Genomic DNA, 19,070 nt, shown 5'->3' on the forward strand with positions numbered 1-19,070 from the left:
TTTTCACCCGGATGAAAAGGCTTTGGATTTAATTGCTTAAATCTTAATCGCGATGTCATTCACCTGAATGTTGAGGGCGGCATTTTCACCGCTGAGCACTGCGATGGCACTTTCCTCTGTGACTTGATTTATGGTGATTTTCGCCCGGGTTTCTCCGGCCACGGCGCGCATCTGGTTCATGCGGTCGGGCAGGTTTTGTTGCAGCACGATTTGGAACTGATCACCCACGCGGATGCCGTTGCGTCGCCCCAGGTTGAGTATCACTCTATCTTGTTGGCGCACGACTATCTGTGCCAGCAGCGGTCTGCAGGCCAGTGCCATATCGATATCTTTACTGGCATTGGCCAGCACCTTGTCTATGGCTTGTCCATAACTGGCACGCCAGAATCTGTCGCTGTTGGGAGGGACGGATTCATTTTTGGCAAACTCCCAGGGGGCGGAAATGCTGTAGTTCTGATACCAGATCTGCTCGCCGCTGATCCCATGATAGAGGCTGAGCTGCAACTGAAATAGCCGCAGCGGCTCGTTGTCCCATAGGCCCATAAAGCCGGATTCGACCGGTTCGGTGGAGATATCTATGATTTGCGGCAGCAACAGATATTGGCTGTCGGTAATTTCACTTATCCAGGTCGGCAGGCGGTAGCCGCGGATATTGATAAGCTCCTCTTTGATATCCAGCCGCTCGTTGGCGTGCAGGTGAGCAAAGCTGGTGGAGGATTGTTTATCCAGCGTTGCTGCTATCCGTTCGGACAGGCTTCGCTGGAAATTTTCCAACTGACCATAACGCAGTTGGCTTCTGTCTTTAATGGCGGCCTGGGGGACCAGGATAGCGGCCTTGATGGCTGAGCTTTGGCACTTGTTATCCGGGCCGTCGAGAATATCGAGCCGCATAACCACTTTGAGCTTGTCTCCCTGGCGCATTTCGCTGACCAGTTCGACACTGCTTATCTGCGCCTGGCTGGAGAGGCTGAAATCGTTTTGGGTCAAGCGCCCCTGGCTGACACTCTGGGTCGATTGAAAACTGCCACCACGGGAGAGCAGTGCCATGTTGATGGCGTTGTCCATTGCCGCTTCCCGTGCCTGGGTTAGATTGCCATTGATTATTTTGGCTTCACCTCGGGCCTCGGTCCACTCTGCCATGGCGTTGAGGCTGATGCCCAGCAACGGCAGCAAGAACAAGGGGCACAATCTCATAAGGCGGTTCCTCAAAATGGAAGTCAGGGTGACGGAATTTTGCCGCCACTTAAGCTGGTATCGCTTGGTATTCAAATTTTATGCCAGAGAGAGGGAGGGGGTACTGTGTTATTTGTGAATGCCAGGCTAAAGAACGGCAAGCATTTGCCGATAAAGCCAAAGAAGCTTTCGACAAACCTTGTTGTCCGAAAGAGCAAGGCTGGATAAATAAGTAATACAAGTGGTTCGGCCATTTCACGTCAGTTACTACGGCCAATGAGATGCTCAATTAGGCTTATTTCTCAAGGTTGTTAAACACGACTAAACCAGAGAACTCGCCGGTGGACGCTGAGGGCTAAGGAAGGTGCGAATAAGTTCTCGTGGCACTTTCTTGATGTAGGGAATAGGTTGCTGTGTGGCTTACTGGCCTGCCTGCTGTGTTGTGCTTCTTGCAAAGGCCTGGGGGCATTTGCCGTTGCATCCAGACCTGTACGCCGGAGCAGAGCACATATGGGGGCTTGTTCGCACTTTCCCTAAGTTCTTGGTTGGTATTTTATTTGCATAGTTTTAATGCAAATAAAAAGAGCTTGGCATTATTGGTGCTGACGATGTTACCGACACTATTACTGTCTGCAACGTCCTTGGGTCAATCCTGCAGGTGTTGTATGACTGACTAAGTAGAATAAGCCTGCTGGTTCAAGGTTTACGTCAGGCTCCTGAATGAAGTTAACAGCCCACTCCGGCAACAGTGAGACGGATATTATGTATAAAGCCCTGTGTATATTGCCTTTACTTCTGCTGTCTGCCTGCAGTACGACATCACAGCAACCGCAAGCTGAGTTCAAGCCGCAACAAGCACCAGTCAATCTATTGGCGCATCAGTTGGTGGATGAATTGGTAATCCATAATGATGCTCTCAAACCGACTCAGCCGCTATTGGTGATGACGCCTGCGATAGTGGAGGATATGCAAGGCAGTAATGCACTGGCCTCACAGCTACAGCAGAGCTTAATGACGGCTTTTCATCAGCGCGGCTTTAATCTGGTGGATTTGAACCTGGCCGAAGCGGTGCGGGTAACGCCACAGGGGGATTTTATTCTTACCCGCGACTGGCAACAATTGCCGACGGATATTGCGGTGGATCATGTACTGGTCACCAGCATGAGCCAGGCTAAAGGTGAGATCTTGTTCAACAGTCGGATTGTTAACATCAATAACAATCGGGTGCTTTCGACGGCCGGGGCGCGGGTGCTTGAGGCGCAACTACCGGGTTATCTGGCGCCATCCCACAAGGTGGTGTCAAAAGAAGGCCTGCTTTATCGCTATGAAAACCGCGGAGAAGATAAGAGCCGGATAGTGGGAGACAAGTAATGAAGTATTGGAACAACACACTGACATTGGTCACGCTGGTATTGGCGTTAGTTCTGGGTGGCTGCGCCGATAAGGACAGATATGTGCAGTGGGAGACAGAGGCGCCAAGCAGTTTTCCCAAATTGACGGCAATAGGCTATGCCCCGCTGGCCAGCCAACCAGCTAAGGAACAGTCGCAAAAGGTGCTGATGGCGATGCAAGCATCCAAGATTGCCGCTTATCGGGAACTGGCCGAACAAGTTTATGGCCAACGTTTGTCGGCTGATAGCAAGGTCAGTGACTGGATGTTGAAAGGCGATAATATCCAGGCCTCGGTTTCCGGGGTGATCCGCGGCGCCAGGGTTGTGCGCAGTTATCCGGCCGGCGATCATTATGTGACCGAGCTTGAGCTGGACTTCGCCCAGGTGTGGGATCTGTATCAGCAACAAAATCGCCCCCAGAGAGTGAAAGAGATCACTTATTTTTAGGGTAATGGGTATAAGTCAAAAGCAGCCTTCTTTGGCTGCTTTTTTTGTGGCCTTTTTGTGGCTTAAGAATCTTTGCTGAATTGAGAGGTGGGTATACGTTCTGTTCTGGGGGGCATCTTGTATTTGACCCCCTTGGCTTTAGCGCCCTGAGTTTAGTCGGGGGAAGGCAAGGGGGGACAGGAGTTTGGGTCGCACCAAGAAGCCGAACTTACTGAATTAGCTTAAGTAATGGAACAGCAGCAGGGCTTTAAATCAAGCCTTGAGATCGTTGCCCAGAGTGGCGATGGTTGAAGTCTTGCCTTTGCCGTCATAAGTCAGACTGGAGGCATTGCGGCTCACCTGCAGCGCCTGTGCCAGGCGATTGATACTGGCCATACTCAGCTCTATCAGGCCGGCATTTTCCTGATTGCGTAGTTGGCAAGTAGCCAATAGTTCGCGGGCTTCACTGACCTGTTCGGCCAATGGCGACTGACTGAGTTTAGCTTGTTCAGGATGAGAGGAGAGCGCCTCATCTACTGCCTTGACCTCATTGAGCAGATTGCTCTTGTCTTGGGCCAGTTGCAATAGATTATCGGCATTGCGATCGAGCAGGGCATTTTTTTCCTGCTCAATCAAGTTCAGCAGACGCTCGAGTTGAGTCATCTGCTGTGTTATCAGGCTGGTTATATCCGGGGTATCAGGCATCAGGACCCTTTATTGAGTGCGTTCAGTTCTGATTCAAATTGAGAGATGTTGGCTGCCAGTTTTTCCGGATCAACCTTGTATCTGCCTTCGGCGATCGCCAATTTGATTTCGCTGATCTTCTTTTGATCTATTTCCGGCAGTGAGGTCATCTTACTCTGAACTCCTTGCAACTGCTGCGCTTGCTGCGACACCACAACCGAGTCAGTTTTCAGCGGAGCAGCCCCTTGCTGAGCTGTTTGATTGCTCTGAGCCGTGTTCTTGGGGAGTGAACCTGTATTCACTCTGGGTTGATTTTGCAGTTGTTTAATATCCATAGCCATCGCGGCTCCAGCCTTTTCTCTGATTACCTTGCTGTCTTATCGGCATAGCCAAGGAGAACTTTAGCATTTTTTACATTCGAACTTCCACTTCGCCCACATTGGTGACAGTAGCCTCCAACACTTTGTCTGAGCGAGTGTTTTTTACCCGAATCTGTTCCCCAAGGTTACCATCATGCAGGGCTTCACCAACAGTTTTTATTTGAAACTTCTCGTTACCGGCATAAATAGAGACTCTGTCGCCTTTGCAAACAAAACAGAGATTGGCGGCAAATAACGGATAGTCTTTGGCTATGCGCCGCTTGAGGCGGGTACCCGTCACTGTGGCAATATCCTCAAACTGCTGGCCGCGCAGACTGGTTTCATCTATGTAGCGCAGCGCTAGATTTTCAGGCCCCAGCACAGTGCCCGGGGCCAGAGTTTGGGTGGCCACTACCACAGGATAACTGATATCTACCCGTACCGAGACATAGATTTGCCACGGGTAGCTGAGCTCCGGGCTGTTGCAACCTATGCGTACCGTATTGTTGCGGCTTATCTCCCGGTCGCTGGCAAGTTCTGCCGTTAAAGGCGAATTACATCTAGGGGGAGTGAGCCTGGAATCCAGCCGCTGCGGGGTGATGGTAATTTGTGCATCTGTGCCCGCCAGCACTTTTTTGGCCACTGCCTCTTTAGCCAGGCTTTCCATGGCCGATATACTGGGAACAAAGCTGCTCTCTGCCGCCATTGTTGCGATGGGCATTAAAATTGTAGCCAAAAGGTATGCAATATTTACTTTCATAATGAACAGGCTAGCTTGTCTCGCCAGATTACACCTATACTTTCAATGATTCGCGGTTCCCAGTACTGGCTTCACCATAGGTTTAGTCAGAAATTTGACTGGGCATCAGTGTCTTGGATAAAGCAAATAGTATGCCTGTCTGTGGGACAGCGGGTATTTCTCAATATAAAGACAACAAGGCAGCCTTATGTCGAGCATTCTTGAATCAGTCAATAAACGCACTCAACTGGTCGGACAAAATCGCCTCGAACTTCTGTTGTTCAAACTTAACGGCAGACAAAGATTCGGTATCAATGTATTCAAAGTCAAAGAGGTTTTGCAGTGCCCACCACTGACGATATTGCCCAAGTTGAACGCCTTTGTTAAGGGCGTGGCCCATATTCGCGGTACGACTGTGTCGGTTATCGATCTCAGTGCGGCGACCGGTGGTAAACCCATAGATGATGTCAAGGATTGCTTCATCATTATTTCCGAATACAACCGCAGCGTGCAGGGGTTTCTGGTTCGTTCAGTTGAGCGGATCATTAACATGAATTGGGAGTCTATCATGCCGCCGCCGGAAGGCGCGGGACGATACTCTTACCTGACTGCAGTGACCGAAATCGAAGGTGAACTGGTTGAAATACTCGATGTGGAGAAAATTCTTGATGAAATTTCACCGGTAAAGACAGATATCAGCCAAGAAATGGATGAATCTCTCACAATCGACAGGGAGCAGCATTATCATATTATGGTGATTGACGACTCCTCTGTGGCGCGCAAACAGATCATTCGCGCATTGTCTTCGTTGAATCTGCAGATAGATACCGCTAAAGATGGTCGGGAAGCATTGGAAAAACTGAAGAGTATAGCGTCTGGTATGGACAATGTTGCCGATGAAATCCCGTTGATTATTTCGGATATCGAAATGCCGGAAATGGATGGTTACACTCTGACTGCCGAGATCCGTGATGATCCCAAACTGAAAAATATCAAGGTAGTGCTGCATACCTCGTTGAGCGGGGTATTCAATCAAGCCATGGTACAGAAAGTGGGCGCCAATGATTTTATTGCCAAGTTCAACCCCGACGAACTGGCTTCTGCTGTTAACAAGCATCTGAGTCTATAGCCTTTGTCTGCTGTGACTTTTTATGGCTATAGTGAGTTGGTCTGCTTGTGTTGCAAATGGGGCTGGGGTATAACGCAGCCCCAGTTTTTAAATGTTGCTGCCTCGATTCGCAGTGACGTTTTTACGGATAGTTAGGACACTAAGGTGCCAGATAAATCTCTCGCAGAAACTGAGTACAATCAATTCAGGCTGTTTCTTGAGCAGCACAGTGGCATTGTATTGGGTGAGAACAAACAGTATTTGGTTCGCAGCCGCTTGGCGCCTTTGATGGGGAAATATGGTTTGCCATCCCTGTCGGACGTTGTTAAGCAATCGATGCGACCCACAGAGCGCCAATTACGGGCTGAAGTCATTGATGCCATGACGACCAACGAAACTCTTTGGTTTCGGGACAAGTATCCTTTTGAATTACTTGGCAATACATTGTTGCCCGGTTTTGCCAAGTTGGGGCGGCCATTGAAAATTTGGTCGGCGGCCTGTTCTTCCGGACAGGAGCCCTATTCACTGGCGATGACAGTGCTCGAATATCAACAGCGTAAGCCAGGGGCGTTGCCGGGTGGGGCGGTAATCCAGGCCACAGATCTATCGCCGTCCATGCTCGAGCGTTGTAAAAATGCCGAGTATGATAAGCTGGCATTGGCCCGGGGCCTGTCCGAAGAGCGCAAGCGTCAGTTTTTTGAAGCTATGCCCAATGGTAATATGCGGGTTAAAGACAATGTGCGCCGTTTGGTCAGCTTTAGGGCTCACAACCTGCTTGAAAGTTACACCTTGCTCGGCAAGTTCGACATCATCTTTTGCCGTAACGTACTTATCTATTTTGCCCCGGAGGCAAAGGCAAAAATACTGCGGCAATTTGCTGCCGCTCTCAATCCCAAGGGGATACTGTTTTTAGGGGCCAGCGAGTCGATTGCCGGGTTGACCGATGAATTCGACATGGTGCGCTGTAACCCAGGTATCTATTATCAAAAGAAAAATTAACAACCTAATTATTTGATTTTTAATTAAATAATTTGAAAGGCTCGTCAACTTGAACGGGCCTTTTCTGTCTTACTTTTCACCCTAACGGCCATCATCTTCGTATCTGTTATCCTCCACTCTACATCTGGCACAAAGCTTGCTTTGTTTTTATCGAGTCATTGGAGGAGGCGGTTTTATGGCGATCAGTTTCGATAAGGCCCTTGGCATACATCAATACACTCTGGGTATTCGCGCCCAGCGTGCCGAAGTGCTTGCCAGCAATATAGCCAATGCCGATACCCCACACTACAAGGCTCGGGATGTGGACTTTTCTTCGGCGTTGCAGGCGGCCAAAGGGCGGCAACAGGGAATGAATATGGCGGCAACGTCTGAAAAGCATTTCGACCTCAAGGCGCTGACAGCCCAACATGTGCAATATCGGGTGCCGGATCAACCGGACACTGGGGATGGCAACACAGTCGAGATGCAAAAAGAGCAGCAGGCCTTTATGCAAAATGCGCTTGAATATCAGATGTCGCTCGGATTCCTCGACGGTAAGTTCGCCGGCATGAAAAAGGCATTGAAAGGAGATTAACCATGAGCTTGTACAATATCTTCAATGTTGCGGGTTCGGGAATGTCGGCGCAGTCGGTACGCTTGAATACTACCGCCAGTAACATAGCCAACGCAGATTCTGTTTCTTCCAGTATCGATAAGACCTACAAGGCACGGCATCCTATTTTTGAGGCCGAGCTGGCCAAGGCGAACGGCCAACAGCAACAAGGCGCTGCGGTAAAGGTAAAGGGTATAGTGGAAAGCGATAAACCTTTACTGAAAGAGTATTCGCCGGATCATCCCATGGCCGATGCCGACGGTTTTATCTACAAACCTAATGTCAATGTAGTGGAAGAGATGGCCGATATGATTTCCGCCTCCCGTTCCTATCAGATGAATGTTCAGGTAGCCGATGCAGCCAAGTCCATGCTGCAACAAACCCTGAGAATGGGCAAATAACGGAGGCATAGCCCATGAGCGTCAATTCAGTTAACCCTTTTCTCGACAGTATCCAGGTGCAATCGGGTACTGAAACCAAGAAAAGCAATAATCAACAACTGACCCAGGAAGACTTCTTTTCGCTGCTGAGTCAGCAGTTGTCGATGCAGGATCCTTTTAAGCCGGTGGATAACGATCAGATGATCGCCCAGATGGCGTCGTTTGCCACAGTGGATGGTATCTCTAACCTGAATGAAGAAATAGTTAACCTCAATTCGTTAATGACTTCGAGTCAGGCATTGCAGGCATCTGGCCTGGTAGGGCAAAAAGTGTTGATCCCGGCGGGCACCGGCTATGTTTCCGAGGAAGACCCAACGCTTAAAGGGGTAATCACATCACCGGAAAAGATCCCTTCAATTAAAGTAACGATTGAAGATGAAGCTGGTCAGGTGATCAAAACCTTTGAGGTCGACGGTAGTGCCGGCGGCAATATAGATGTGGAATGGGATGGCCTGGATAAGGACGGAAACCCTGTCGATAAAGGCATCTATACCATGAAGGCCAGCGGGGTTGTTGATGGAAAGTCCCAGGATCTTATCGTCAGTTCCTATGCCCACGTGACCAGTGTATCACTCAACTCTGCCACCGGCGCCGTGTTGAATCTAAGAGGTATTGGCGGGATCAGATTGGCCGATGTGCTGGCTGTTTCCGAAGTTTAATTCTGTTTCTGCCCCGGCTGCGCCGGACAGTATCTGAAAATCATGAGGTGAATTATGTCTTTTAACATTGCTCTGAGTGGGATTGCTGCGGCGCAGAAAGATCTCAATACCACGGCCAACAATATTGCCAACGTTAAGACGATAGGCTTTAAAGAATCCCGGGCCGAGTTTGCTGATGTGTACGCCAGCTCGATTTTCTCCAATGGTAGAACCACTGTGGGCGGCGGTGTCACCACCACTCAGGTGGCACAGCAGTTCCATCAGGGGAACCTGAACTCCACCAACAATGCGCTGGATATGGCGATCAACGGTGGTGGTTTCTTCGTGACATCATCCAGTGTCGGCAGTCAGGATTACTCTTTCACCCGCGCCGGAGCTTTTAAGCGTGATGACAACGGCTTTTTGGTCGATGCTGCCGGTAATTATCTGCAGAGCTTCCCGGTCGATAAAGATGGTAACTCCACTTCTGTGAGTCTGACTACCACCAAGCCGGTGCAGATCCCGGATACTGCCGGTAGCCCGCAGAAAACCAACAATGTTGGCATTAGCATGAACCTGGACTCCACTCAAGAAACTAAAGATCCGGCGCTGTTTGACCCATCCAAGTCAGATACTTTTAATAACTCCACTGCAGTGACCATTTATGACTCTTTGGGTAACTCCCACACTTTGACCACTTATTTTGTGCGTCCGGAAAATGGTGCTCATACCGGTGAGAGTAACTGGGTGGCCTACTACGCCATTGACGACAAGCCGGTCAATCTGGGCGGCGGCGCCGGAACCTACAACACGGACACTAACGGTGACGGTACTGCGGATGGTACAGGCACAGCACAAACTGCAGGTGGCTGGACTGGTGCCGTGCTTAAGTTCAACGATGTCGGCGGTTATATAGGTTCCGATCCTGCGGTGATCACCACAGAGCAGTTGGGGGTTGGTGGGGCCAACGTTCTTGGTCCTGCTGCTGACGGCACTCAAGCGATAACCATAGATTTCAACAATCCGACCCAGTTCTCGGAAAAGTTCAACGCCACGGAATTGACGCAGGATGGTGTAACAGTGGGCCGTTTGACTAATGTGGAAGTGGGTACAGATGGTTTGATCTCTGCTAAGTATAGCAATGGCTCAACAGTGCCTCTGGCACGGGTGGCGTTGGCACGCTTCTCCAATGAGCAGGGACTGAGCCAGGTGGGCAACACCTCCTGGAAAGCCAGCCTGGATTCAGGCGCGGCGCTGGCCGGTGAGGCCAACAGCGGTGTGTTTGGCAGTATCCGTTCATCAACACTGGAGCAATCCAACGTCGACCTGACCACTGAGTTGGTGGACCTGATTTCGGCCCAACGTAACTTCCAGGCCAACTCCCGTACTTTGGAAGTGAACAATACACTACAGCAAACCGTGCTGCAGATCCGCTAAGCCTTCCTGCGCAAGACATTGCCGCCCGGCAATGTCTTGCCGCATCTTTGTCTATTAACTCCCAAGTCACTGAAGTTCTTCTGCTGTCCTTGTGCTCAACTGCTCATTTTATTGGCACGATGTTTGCTTTTACCTGAATAGGTAAAAAGATTGACGGAGCAGCAGGTGGACAAACTTCTCTATGTCGCCATGACTGGCGCCAAACAAAACATGAATGCGCTGGCGGTTAGGGGTAACAACCTGGCCAATGCCAACACAGATGGTTTCAAGTCCGACATGGCTCAGGCCCGTGCGATGCAAGCCTTCGGTGAGGGCTTGCCGACCCGGGTGTTCGCCATGACAGAGTCGCCCTCGGCCAACTTTCAGTCCGGCCCTATCAAATCGACCGGACGGGATCTGGATATTGCCATCAAAGATCAAGGCTGGATTGCGGTGCAGGCCGCCGATGGCAGTGAGGCCTATACCCGCTCCGGTAGTCTGAGTTTTGACACTACAGGTTTGCTGCGTAACGACAGGGGCAACCCGGTAATGGGTGATAACGGCCCGATAGTGCTGCCGCTGCCGATAGACAAAATTCAGGTTGCCACAGACGGCACTATTTCTATTCGTCCTCAAGGCGCAACCGCCGAGGTGATAGAGGAGGTGGGTCGCATCAAGTTGGTTAACCCGGGCAATCAGAACCTGATGCGCGGTGAAGATGGCTTGTTCCGTACCCTGGATGGCAATCCGGCCGCCGCCGATCCCTTTGTCAATGTGGAAAGCGGCGCCGTGGAAGGCAGTAATGTCAATGCCGTGGATGAGATGGTCAACCTGATTGAGCTGCAACGTCAGTTTGAGCTGCAGGTAAAAATGATGAAAACCGCAGAAGAGAACGACAAGTCGTCCGCTTCACTGATGCGCATTAGCTAGGAGTAATTGATATGCATCCCGCGTTATGGATAAGTAAGACTGGGTTAGATGCCCAGCAAACGGACATCTCGGTGATTTCAAATAACGTCGCTAATGCCAGCACCATAGGCTACAAGAAGGGCCGGGCGATATTTGAAGACTTACTGTACCAGACAGTCAATCAGGCCGGCGGTATCAGCGCCTCCAACACCAAGTTGCCCAATGGCCTTAACCTGGGCGCAGGTACCAAGGTCGTGGCCACCCAGAAAATTTTCTCCCAGGGTAACCTGCAAACCACTGATAACGCGCTGGACATGATGATTGAAGGTCCGGGATTCTTTGAAATCCAACTGCCGGACGGCACCACAGCCTACACTCGTAACGGCCAGTTCAGTTTGGATGATACCGGCCAGATAGTGACTTCCGGCGCCGGCTATGTGTTGCAGCCTGCCATTACCATTCCGGACGATGCCACCAGTATTACCGTTTCCGCCGAAGGCGAAGTATCGGTTAAAACCCCGGGCGCCGCCGAAAACCAGGTGGTCGGGCAGTTGACCATCTCTGATTTCATCAATCCGTCCGGCCTGGATCCCATAGGGCAAAACCTCTATCTGGAGACGGGCGCCAGCGGTACCCCAATTCAGGGGACTGCCTCACTGGATGGATTGGGCTCTATTCGTCAGGGATCGCTGGAAACTTCCAACGTTAATGTGACCGAAGAGCTGGTCAATCTGATTGAAAGTCAGCGGATTTATGAAATGAACTCCAAGGTTATCTCAGCCGTAGACCAGATGCTGGCCTATGTGAACCAGAATCTGTGATGAGGTGATGTGATGAAACCCTTATTCCTTATCATTCCGGCTTTATTTCTGGGGGCTTGCAGCTCTACCCAGAACAAACCGATAGCCGATGATCCCTATTTTGCGCCTGTGTATCCTGAAGCGCCGCCGACCCGAATCGCACCGACCGGCTCTATCTATCAGGACAGCCAGGCATCTTCACTTTATTCGGATCTGCGGGCGCACAGGGTAGGGGACATCATCACTGTTGTGTTGGTGGAGTCGACCCAAGCGAAAAAGAGCGTCGGCAACAAGATCAAAAAAGGCTCGGACATGTCAGTGAACCCGCTCTACATGGGCGGCAACAATGTCACCATCAAGGGCAACCCGTTGGATTTTCGCTACGGCGACAGCATGGATACCAATCGCGAGGCCGATGCCGATCAGAGTAACAGTCTCTCCGGGCAGATCTCGGCCAACGTGATGCAGGTGCTGGGCAATGGCAACCTGGTTATTCGCGGTGAAAAGTGGATCACCATCAATAATGGCGACGAATTTATTCGGGTAACCGGCATTATTCGGCCGCAGGATATTACCCCTGAAAACACCATAGATTCGCCCAAAGTCGCCAATGCCCGTATTCAGTACAGCGGTACCGGCACTTTTGCCGAGTCGCAAAAGGTGGGCTGGCTGAGCCAGTTCTTCCTCTCTGACTGGTGGCCTTTCTGAGGATAAGCTCATGAAAATAAAATTAATCATGGCACTTGCCTGTTTGCTGGTTTCGCTGCCGGGGCAGGCCGAGCGCATCAAGGATATCGCCGATATCCAAGGGGTCAGGGACAACCAGTTGATAGGCTACGGCCTGGTGGTGGGGTTGCCGGGAACCGGGGAGAAGACCCGTTACACTGAGCAGACCTTCAAGACCATGTTGAAGAATTTTGGCATCAATCTGCCGGATAACTTCAGGCCCAAGATAAAGAATATTGCCGTGGTGGCTGTGCATGCCGATATGCCGCCATTTATCAAGCCGGGACAAACCCTGGATGTGACTGTATCGAGTCTTGGGGAAGCCAAGAGCCTGCGCGGCGGTACCCTTCTGCAGACTTTCCTCAAAGGGGTGGATGGCAATGTTTACGCCATCGCCCAGGGGAGTCTGGTGGTCAGCGGCTTCAGTGCCGAGGGGCTGGATGGTTCCAAGGTTATCCAGAACACGCCAACTGTGGGCCGCATTCCCAACGGCGGCATAGTCGAGCGTGAAGTGGCCAGCCCCTTCGGTAATGGCGATCACTTGACTTTTAACCTGCACCGAGCCGATTTCTCCACCGCAAAGCGTACCGCTGATGCTATTAACGGCTTACTCGGCCCGGGTATGGCGCGGGCGCTCGATGCTTCTTCCATTCAGGTCAGCGCCCCCAGAGATGTGTCGCAGCGGGTATCTTTCCTGGCCACCCTGGAAAATATTCAGGTTGAGCCTGCCGATGAATCGGCCAAGGTGATAGTCAACTCCCGCACCGGCACCATAGTGGTGGGTAAGGACGTCAAACTCTTGCCAGCGGCTGTGACCCATGGCGGCCTTACCGTCACCATTGCCGAAGCAACTCAGGTTTCTCAACCCAATGCCCTGGCCGGCGGCCAGACTGCGGTGACCAGCAACAGCACCATAGATGTGGCTCAGGACAACCGGCGTATGTTTATGTTCAACCCGGGCACTTCCCTCGATGAGTTGGTGCGGGCGGTGAATATGGTGGGCGCGGCGCCATCGGATGTGTTGGCAATCCTCGAAGCCTTAAAGATGGCAGGGGCTTTGCATGGTGAACTCATCATCATCTGATTAATGGCACATTGGTTTATCGACTATGAACAAAATGGCTGATGCTTCGCAATTTCTGGATCTCGGTGGGCTGGACAAGCTCAGAGCCCAGGCGCAGCAGGATCAAAAAGCAGCGCTTAAAGAAGTCGCGCAGCAGTTTGAAGGCATCTTTGTGCAGATGTTGATGAAAAGCATGCGAGATGCCAACGCGATATTTGAATCCGACAGCCCGATGAACAGTCAGTACACCAAGTTCTACGAGCAGATGCACGATCAGCAGATGTCGGTGGAGCTGTCCTCCAAAGGCATGCTGGGGCTGGCGGATCTCATGGTGCAGCAGTTGTCACCGGAAAATTCCGGCATTACCCCGGCCTCAGTGCTCCGCGGCGATGTCGATAACCGCAATGTCACGGCTTTGAACGGCGGCCAGACAGAGAAGATATCCGGTGTTGAAGCGACTGCGGCCAAAGCATCCGCGCTGCCAAGCAGTGACAGTCTGCAGCAGGTATTGAGCGGCAAAGTATTGCCGTCATGGCGGCAGGCGCGGCCGGCAATCGGCAGTCAGGAAGAGTTTGTCAGACAGCTTTATCCTCATGCCAAGGTTGCCGCCGATGCCTTGGGGACTCAACCCGAAGTCTTGCTGGCGCAATCGGCGTTGGAGACAGGTTGGGGCCAGAAAATGGTCCGTGGTCATAAAGGTGAGTCCAGCAACAACCTGTTCAATATCAAGGCCGACAGACGTTGGCAGGGTGAGAAAGCGGCGGTGTCGACCCTGGAATATGAGCAGGGCACAGCTGTGCGGCAAAAGGCCGACTTTCGGGTGTACGACAGTTTTGAGCAGAGCTTTGATGATTTTGTCAGCTTTATTTCCGATAACGATCGTTACAGCCAGGCGCGCAAGATGGCCGCTAATCCCGACGAGTTTATTAAGGCACTGGCCGAGGCGGGATACGCCACGGATCCTCAATATGCCAACAAGGTGATGAAAGTGCTGGATACCATCAAGGCCGATTTTGGTCAGTTGTTGCAGGAGTTCGGCTCAAAGCCGGGCCAGTAAAGGTGCAGGAGCGATAACCCATGTCTATGGATCTGTTCAATATAGCCCGCAGTGGGATCCTGGCTGCCCAATCACAATTAGGGGTGACCAGTAACAATATTGCCAACGTCAATACCGAAGGCTATCACCGCCAGGTGGCTATTCAGGGCAGCTCCACCTCAATGCGTCTTGGCAATAACTTCTATGGCACAGGTACTTATGTGCAGGATGTAAAGCGTATCTACAATGATTATGCTGCCAGAGAGCTGCGTATCGGTCAGACAGGGCTCAGTGCTGCCGAGGCCAGCTACACCAAGCTCAGCGGGCTTGACCAGCTGTTTTCCCAAATAGGCAAGGCGGTGCCTGCCTCATTGAATGACTTTTTCTCCGGCCTCAACAGTCTGGCTGACCTGCCAGCGGATCTGGGGATCCGCGGCTCTGTGCTCAATTCGGCTTCACAACTGGCGCAGAATCTCAATCAAATGCAGAGTCATCTGACAGGTCAGGTGCAGCAAACCAATGATCAGATTGAAAGCATTACCACCAGGATCAATGAGATCAGTAAAGAGATGGCGCAGATCAATCTTGAACTGATGAAGTCACCCGGTAACGATGCGCAGCTGTTGGATAAGCAAGATGCGCTGATTAAAGAGTTAAGCCAGTACGCCGAAGTCAATGTGATCCCGCTGGAAAACGGTGCCCGCTCCATCATGCTGGGCAGCTCTTTTATGTTGGTATCCGGTGAAGTGGCCATGACCATGGGCATGACCGCAGGTGACCCCTTCCCCAATGAGCCAGAGCTGACCTATAGCCTCGGGGGCAACGAGTTGAAGGCTGACCCCGCCAAGCTTGGGGGGCAACTGGGCGCCTTATTTGATTTTCGTGACAACACCCTGATGCCCGCCAGTCATGAGCTGGGGCAGTTGGCGCTGGGAATTGCCGATGCTTTTAACGAGATGCAGTCCCAGGGTTTTGATCTCAATGGCGAGCTCGGACAACCCATTTTTACCGATATCAATGACCCTGTGATTGCCGCCGGCCGTGTCGGCGCCTATTCCGGCAACGTGGGCACAGCTTCTTTGAGCGTTAATATCGATGATGTCGGCGCCCTTTCCGGCAGCAGTTATGAGCTGAACTATACCAATGCCGGTACTTATGAACTCAAAGACATGAAGACGGGGGCGGTGACCAATTTGACGCTCAACGGCGATACCCTGGAAGGCGCCAACGGCTTCAGTATCAAAATTGATGCCGGTGCCATGGCTGCCGGTGACAGGTTTGAAATACGGCCAACGGCCAATGCGGCGGCCAACATAGATGTAGTGATGTCCGATCCCAAGGGTATTGCCGCAGCGGCGCCGAAAATTACCGCCAACGCAGGTAATTCAGGCAGCACTTCAGTGAAGCTGGTCAGCATAGACGACAGAAGCGCGGCTAACTTCCCCGTGACTGACAGTGAACTGACATTCACCCTGGATACCAGTGTCAATCCACCTGGCTATGAAGTATTTGATGTCAACGGCGCTTCTTTGGCAACCGGGACGGCTGCGGGCACTCCGCCGCAGATCAGCGCCTTTGGTTTTACTTTTGAAGTTGATGGCAGCAGTGGCGGTAGTGAGAGTTTCACCTTTGATCTCAGCTTTGCGCCGGGTGACAACACCAATGCCGTGGCCATGGCCAAACTCAGTGACAGCAAGATAATGAATAACGGTAAGTCGACCCTGGGTGATGTGTTTGAAAAGACCAAGCTGGATATTGGCAGCCAAACCAAATCTGCCCAAGTCAGGGCCGGTTCGGCGGAGGCCATTTACAACCAGGCCTATGCCAGGGTGCAATCGGAATCCGGGGTTAACCTGGATGAAGAAGCGGCCAATTTGATGCAGTTCCAACAGGCCTATCAGGCATCGGCACGGATCATGACTACGGCCAATGCCCTGTTCGACACCCTGTTCAGTTCGGTTCGATAGGAGCTTGAGAGATGCGTATTTCAACTTCACAGATGTATCAGCAGAATTTAAACAGCATTCTGCAGAAGCAAACCGATACCAACAGGATCCTCGAGCAGCTATCCAGCGGTAAAAAGGTCAACACTGCCGGTGATGATCCGGTTGCAGCTATCGGCATAGACAACCTTTATCAGCAAAATGCGCTGGTGCAGCAGTATCTCAAGAATGTGGACTATAGCAAAAACCGCTTATCTTTGGCGGAAAGCAAGCTCGGCAGCGCCGAAACTTTGGTCACCGGCATTCGTGAACAGATGCTGCGTGCAGTAAATGGCACCCTTGGTCCCTCGGAGCGGCAAACTATTGCCGATGAAATGCGCAGCAGTTTGGATGAACTTCTAAGTATTGCCAATACCCAGGATGAGTCAGGCAATTACCTGTTTGCCGGATACAACACAGATACTCAGCCCTTTGCCTTCGATGCCAGCGGCAACATGGTTTACAGCGGTGACAGCGGCGTTCGTGATGCCTTGGTGGCACAAGGGGTTGCTATGGGCACCAATATTCCCGGGGACTCGGCTTTTATGAATGCTGCCAACGCCTTGGGTGACTACGGCGTCAATTATTTGGCCCCGCAAACCGGGGAGTTCAGGGTACTCAGTGCCAAAATAAGCCCTCCTGGGAGCCATGTGGCTGATACCTACACCTTTAACTTTACCGATAACGGCGCTGGTGGGGTTGATTTGCAAGTGTTGGATTCAAGCGGTACGGCTGTCAGCAATGTGGCTAACTTCGATGCCAGTAATCCAGTGAGCTTCAACGGTATAGAGGTGAAGCTGGATGGCACGCCGGCTGGCGGGGATTCCTTCACCATGGAACCTAAGGCCGAGGTGCCGATTTTCGACACCATTCAACAGGCGATAACCCTGCTGGAGGATCCCGATCTGATCAATACCCCCAACGGACAAGCTGAGTTGGCACAGTTATTGGATAATCTTGATAGTGGTATGACTCAACTCGGTGTAGCCAGAGGCGTTGCGGGCAATAGTCTCAAGAGCCTCGAAAGCTACAGCAGCAATCATGCAGAAGAAGAGTTGGTGAATAAGTCGGCATTGTCACTGCTGGAAGATCTCGATTACGCCGCGGCGATAACCGAATTTCAAAAACAGCAGTTGGCCTTGAATGCCGTTTCAAATGTATTCAGCAGAGTGGGTTCTGTTTCCCTGTTTGACTTTATTTAACAGTAAACAAAGGCCTACCCGTCTGTCAGATAAATTGTTAACAATTTTAGCCAAGCTCCGAGTCTTGGCGCTAAAACTAGGAAGAGGAACTCAACATGGCTATTACCGTTAATACCAACGTAACTTCATTGAAGGCGCAGAAAAATCTTAACGGCGCCAACAACCATCTGCAGACCTCCATGGAGCGTCTGTCCAGTGGCCTGCGTATTAACAGCGCCAAAGACGATGCTGCCGGTCTGCAAATCTCCAACCGTCTGACCAGTCAGATTAACGGCCTGGATGTGGCCCAACGCAACGCCAATGACGGTATTTCTATCGCCCAAACGGCCGAAGGTGCCATGCAGGAGTCCACCAATATTTTGCAGCGTATGCGTGATTTGTCACTGCAATCGGCCAACGGCTCCAACTCGGCCGAGGACCGCGCTGCCATGCAAAAAGAGTTGTCGGCCCTACAATCTGAATTAACCCGAATTGCAGATACCACTTCTTTTGGAAATCAGAAACTGTTGGATGGTAGTTATGGTAGTCAAGCATTTCAGGTAGGTGCGAATGCCAATGAGACTATTTCAGTGAGCTTACGTAATGTGTCAGCAGATGCTATCGGTTCAAGTAAGATAGCGCCTGCAGTAGGTACAACGGCAGGTGTTGTTGATGATGGGACAGCCGTGTATGCAGATACAAAAATCACTCTAACCAATAATAATTCAGGTAATACAACCGATATTGATATTGTAGCAGCGGATGATGCTTCGACGATTGCGAAGAAGTTTAATGATGTAAGCGCAACTACAGGAGTAAAAGCGCAAGCGTATAACACAATTGAGTTAAGTGATTTAGATTATACCACTGGAGGCGCAGGTCTAAATGCGACAATTGGTGGTGCTGTTGTTACTGGTGCGGCTGATGATGCCGATTTAGTTGACCAAATAAATACCAACGGAGCAGACAAGGGCATATCTGCGGCGATTGTTGACGGTAAAGTTCAAGTTACTCAAGCAGAAGGTAAAGATATTGCCATTGTGTCAGGCAATAATGGCTTTGATGTTGCGGCGGTCATTGATGGTACAGCGGGTACTGCGCACACAGTGGCTGATGCTGGTTCCGCAAATGCTAATGGTGTGTTGTCTTTTGCAGCGAATACGTCTTTTGAATTATCGGGTGCTGCGGCAATTACTTCAGCCGCGACAGTGCAATCTTCACTTTCAACGATTGAAGATATTGATATTGCGACAGCTTCTGGTGCGCAATCAGCGTTAGATGTAATTGATGGTGCAATAGCAATGATTGATAACCAACGTGCTGACCTGGGTGCGGTGCAAAACCGGATGAGCTTTACTATCAACAACTTGAATAGCATTAGCACCAACGTATCTGATGCCCGTAGCCG

20 protein-coding genes are annotated in these 19,070 nt (G+C 51.2%); 16 read left to right on the forward strand and 4 right to left on the reverse strand.

Annotated elements, in window-relative coordinates:
• Positions 1-36: 36 nt before the first annotated feature.
• The gene (locus tag AYI96_RS19390) at positions 37-1,194 is read right to left on the reverse strand and encodes a flagellar assembly protein FlgT (RefSeq protein ID WP_144362184.1); all 1,158 of its coding nucleotides are present in this window, start codon (positions 1,192-1,194) and stop codon (positions 37-39) included.
• Between the two features lie 699 nt (positions 1,195-1,893).
• Between AYI96_RS19390 and AYI96_RS19395 the strand changes: the two genes are divergently transcribed.
• Both AYI96_RS19395 and AYI96_RS19400 read left to right on the forward strand, forming a co-directional pair.
• Positions 1,894-2,544 (forward strand): FlgO family outer membrane protein, encoded by a 651-nt coding sequence (locus AYI96_RS19395; protein WP_260853034.1) that lies wholly within the window; start codon positions 1,894-1,896, stop codon positions 2,542-2,544.
• Positions 2,544-3,011, forward strand: coding sequence for an LPP20 family lipoprotein (locus tag AYI96_RS19400; protein ID WP_071476989.1), 468 nt, complete (start codon positions 2,544-2,546; stop codon positions 3,009-3,011). The genes AYI96_RS19395 and AYI96_RS19400 overlap by 1 nt, the downstream gene beginning before the upstream one ends.
• A 252-nt stretch (positions 3,012-3,263) precedes the next feature.
• On the opposite strand, the gene AYI96_RS19405 is transcribed toward AYI96_RS19400, so the two are convergent.
• The 3 genes from AYI96_RS19405 to flgA all read right to left on the reverse strand — a co-directional run bounded on the left by AYI96_RS19405 (position 3,264) and on the right by flgA (position 4,793).
• Complete coding sequence (locus AYI96_RS19405; protein ID WP_039034367.1) at positions 3,264-3,695, reverse strand: flagella synthesis protein FlgN; 432 nt, start codon at positions 3,693-3,695, stop codon at positions 3,264-3,266.
• On the reverse strand, positions 3,695-4,015 hold the full coding sequence (flgM, locus tag AYI96_RS19410) for a flagellar biosynthesis anti-sigma factor FlgM (protein WP_039034366.1): 321 nt from the start codon (positions 4,013-4,015) through the stop codon (positions 3,695-3,697). The genes AYI96_RS19405 and flgM overlap by 1 nt, the downstream gene beginning before the upstream one ends.
• A 70-nt stretch (positions 4,016-4,085) precedes the next feature.
• Positions 4,086-4,793, reverse strand: a complete 708-nt coding sequence (gene flgA / locus AYI96_RS19415) for a flagellar basal body P-ring formation chaperone FlgA (RefSeq protein ID WP_039034365.1) — start codon at positions 4,791-4,793, stop codon at positions 4,086-4,088.
• A 187-nt stretch (positions 4,794-4,980) separates the two neighbouring features.
• Here flgA and AYI96_RS19420 point away from each other — a divergent pair, with 187 nt between their 5' ends.
• The 14 genes from AYI96_RS19420 to AYI96_RS20690 form a co-directional block, all read left to right on the forward strand.
• A complete protein-coding gene (locus tag AYI96_RS19420; RefSeq protein WP_039034364.1) occupies positions 4,981-5,901 on the forward strand; it encodes a chemotaxis protein CheV in 921 nt (306 codons plus the stop codon).
• A gap of 144 nt (positions 5,902-6,045) precedes the next feature.
• A complete protein-coding gene (locus AYI96_RS19425; RefSeq protein WP_039034363.1) occupies positions 6,046-6,879 on the forward strand; it encodes a CheR family methyltransferase in 834 nt (277 codons plus the stop codon).
• A 175-nt stretch (positions 6,880-7,054) separates the two neighbouring features.
• A complete protein-coding gene (gene flgB / locus AYI96_RS19430; RefSeq protein WP_144362185.1) occupies positions 7,055-7,453 on the forward strand; it encodes a flagellar basal body rod protein FlgB in 399 nt (132 codons plus the stop codon).
• 2 nt (positions 7,454-7,455) lie between these two features.
• Complete coding sequence (flgC, locus tag AYI96_RS19435; RefSeq protein WP_025011047.1) at positions 7,456-7,872, forward strand: flagellar basal body rod protein FlgC; 417 nt, start codon at positions 7,456-7,458, stop codon at positions 7,870-7,872.
• Positions 7,873-7,886: 14 nt separating this feature from the next.
• Entirely contained in the window at positions 7,887-8,570 is a 684-nt protein-coding gene (gene flgD / locus AYI96_RS19440) for a flagellar hook assembly protein FlgD (RefSeq protein ID WP_039034361.1), read from the forward strand.
• A 54-nt stretch (positions 8,571-8,624) separates the two neighbouring features.
• Positions 8,625-9,986, forward strand: coding sequence for a flagellar hook protein FlgE (gene flgE / locus AYI96_RS19445; protein ID WP_071476990.1), 1,362 nt, complete (start codon positions 8,625-8,627; stop codon positions 9,984-9,986).
• 165 nt (positions 9,987-10,151) lie between these two features.
• Positions 10,152-10,895 carry a flagellar basal-body rod protein FlgF gene (gene flgF, locus AYI96_RS19450; RefSeq protein WP_039034359.1) on the forward strand — a complete coding sequence of 248 codons (744 nt, stop codon included), beginning with the start codon at positions 10,152-10,154 and terminating at the stop codon, positions 10,893-10,895.
• Between the two features lie 11 nt (positions 10,896-10,906).
• Complete coding sequence (gene flgG / locus AYI96_RS19455) at positions 10,907-11,695, forward strand: flagellar basal-body rod protein FlgG (protein ID WP_039034358.1); 789 nt, start codon at positions 10,907-10,909, stop codon at positions 11,693-11,695.
• 12 nt (positions 11,696-11,707) lie between these two features.
• On the forward strand, positions 11,708-12,382 hold the full coding sequence (gene flgH, locus AYI96_RS19460; RefSeq protein WP_039034357.1) for a flagellar basal body L-ring protein FlgH: 675 nt from the start codon (positions 11,708-11,710) through the stop codon (positions 12,380-12,382).
• A gap of 10 nt (positions 12,383-12,392) precedes the next feature.
• Entirely contained in the window at positions 12,393-13,484 is a 1,092-nt protein-coding gene (locus tag AYI96_RS19465; RefSeq protein ID WP_025011052.1) for a flagellar basal body P-ring protein FlgI, read from the forward strand.
• A gap of 25 nt (positions 13,485-13,509) precedes the next feature.
• Positions 13,510-14,520, forward strand: coding sequence for a flagellar assembly peptidoglycan hydrolase FlgJ (flgJ, locus tag AYI96_RS19470; protein WP_039034356.1), 1,011 nt, complete (start codon positions 13,510-13,512; stop codon positions 14,518-14,520).
• A 20-nt stretch (positions 14,521-14,540) separates the two neighbouring features.
• Positions 14,541-16,466, forward strand: a complete 1,926-nt coding sequence (gene flgK, locus AYI96_RS19475) for a flagellar hook-associated protein FlgK (RefSeq protein ID WP_039034355.1) — start codon at positions 14,541-14,543, stop codon at positions 16,464-16,466.
• Between the two features lie 11 nt (positions 16,467-16,477).
• Positions 16,478-17,683 carry a flagellar hook-associated protein FlgL gene (gene flgL / locus AYI96_RS19480; protein WP_101056059.1) on the forward strand — a complete coding sequence of 402 codons (1,206 nt, stop codon included), beginning with the start codon at positions 16,478-16,480 and terminating at the stop codon, positions 17,681-17,683.
• Positions 17,684-17,778: 95 nt separating this feature from the next.
• On the forward strand, positions 17,779-19,070 hold a 1,292-nt coding region (locus tag AYI96_RS20690; protein WP_144362186.1), incomplete at its 3' end, for a flagellin.

This window comes from Shewanella sp. MSW, assembly GCF_007636515.1.
GTDB lineage: Bacteria > Pseudomonadota > Gammaproteobacteria > Enterobacterales > Shewanellaceae > Shewanella > Shewanella indica.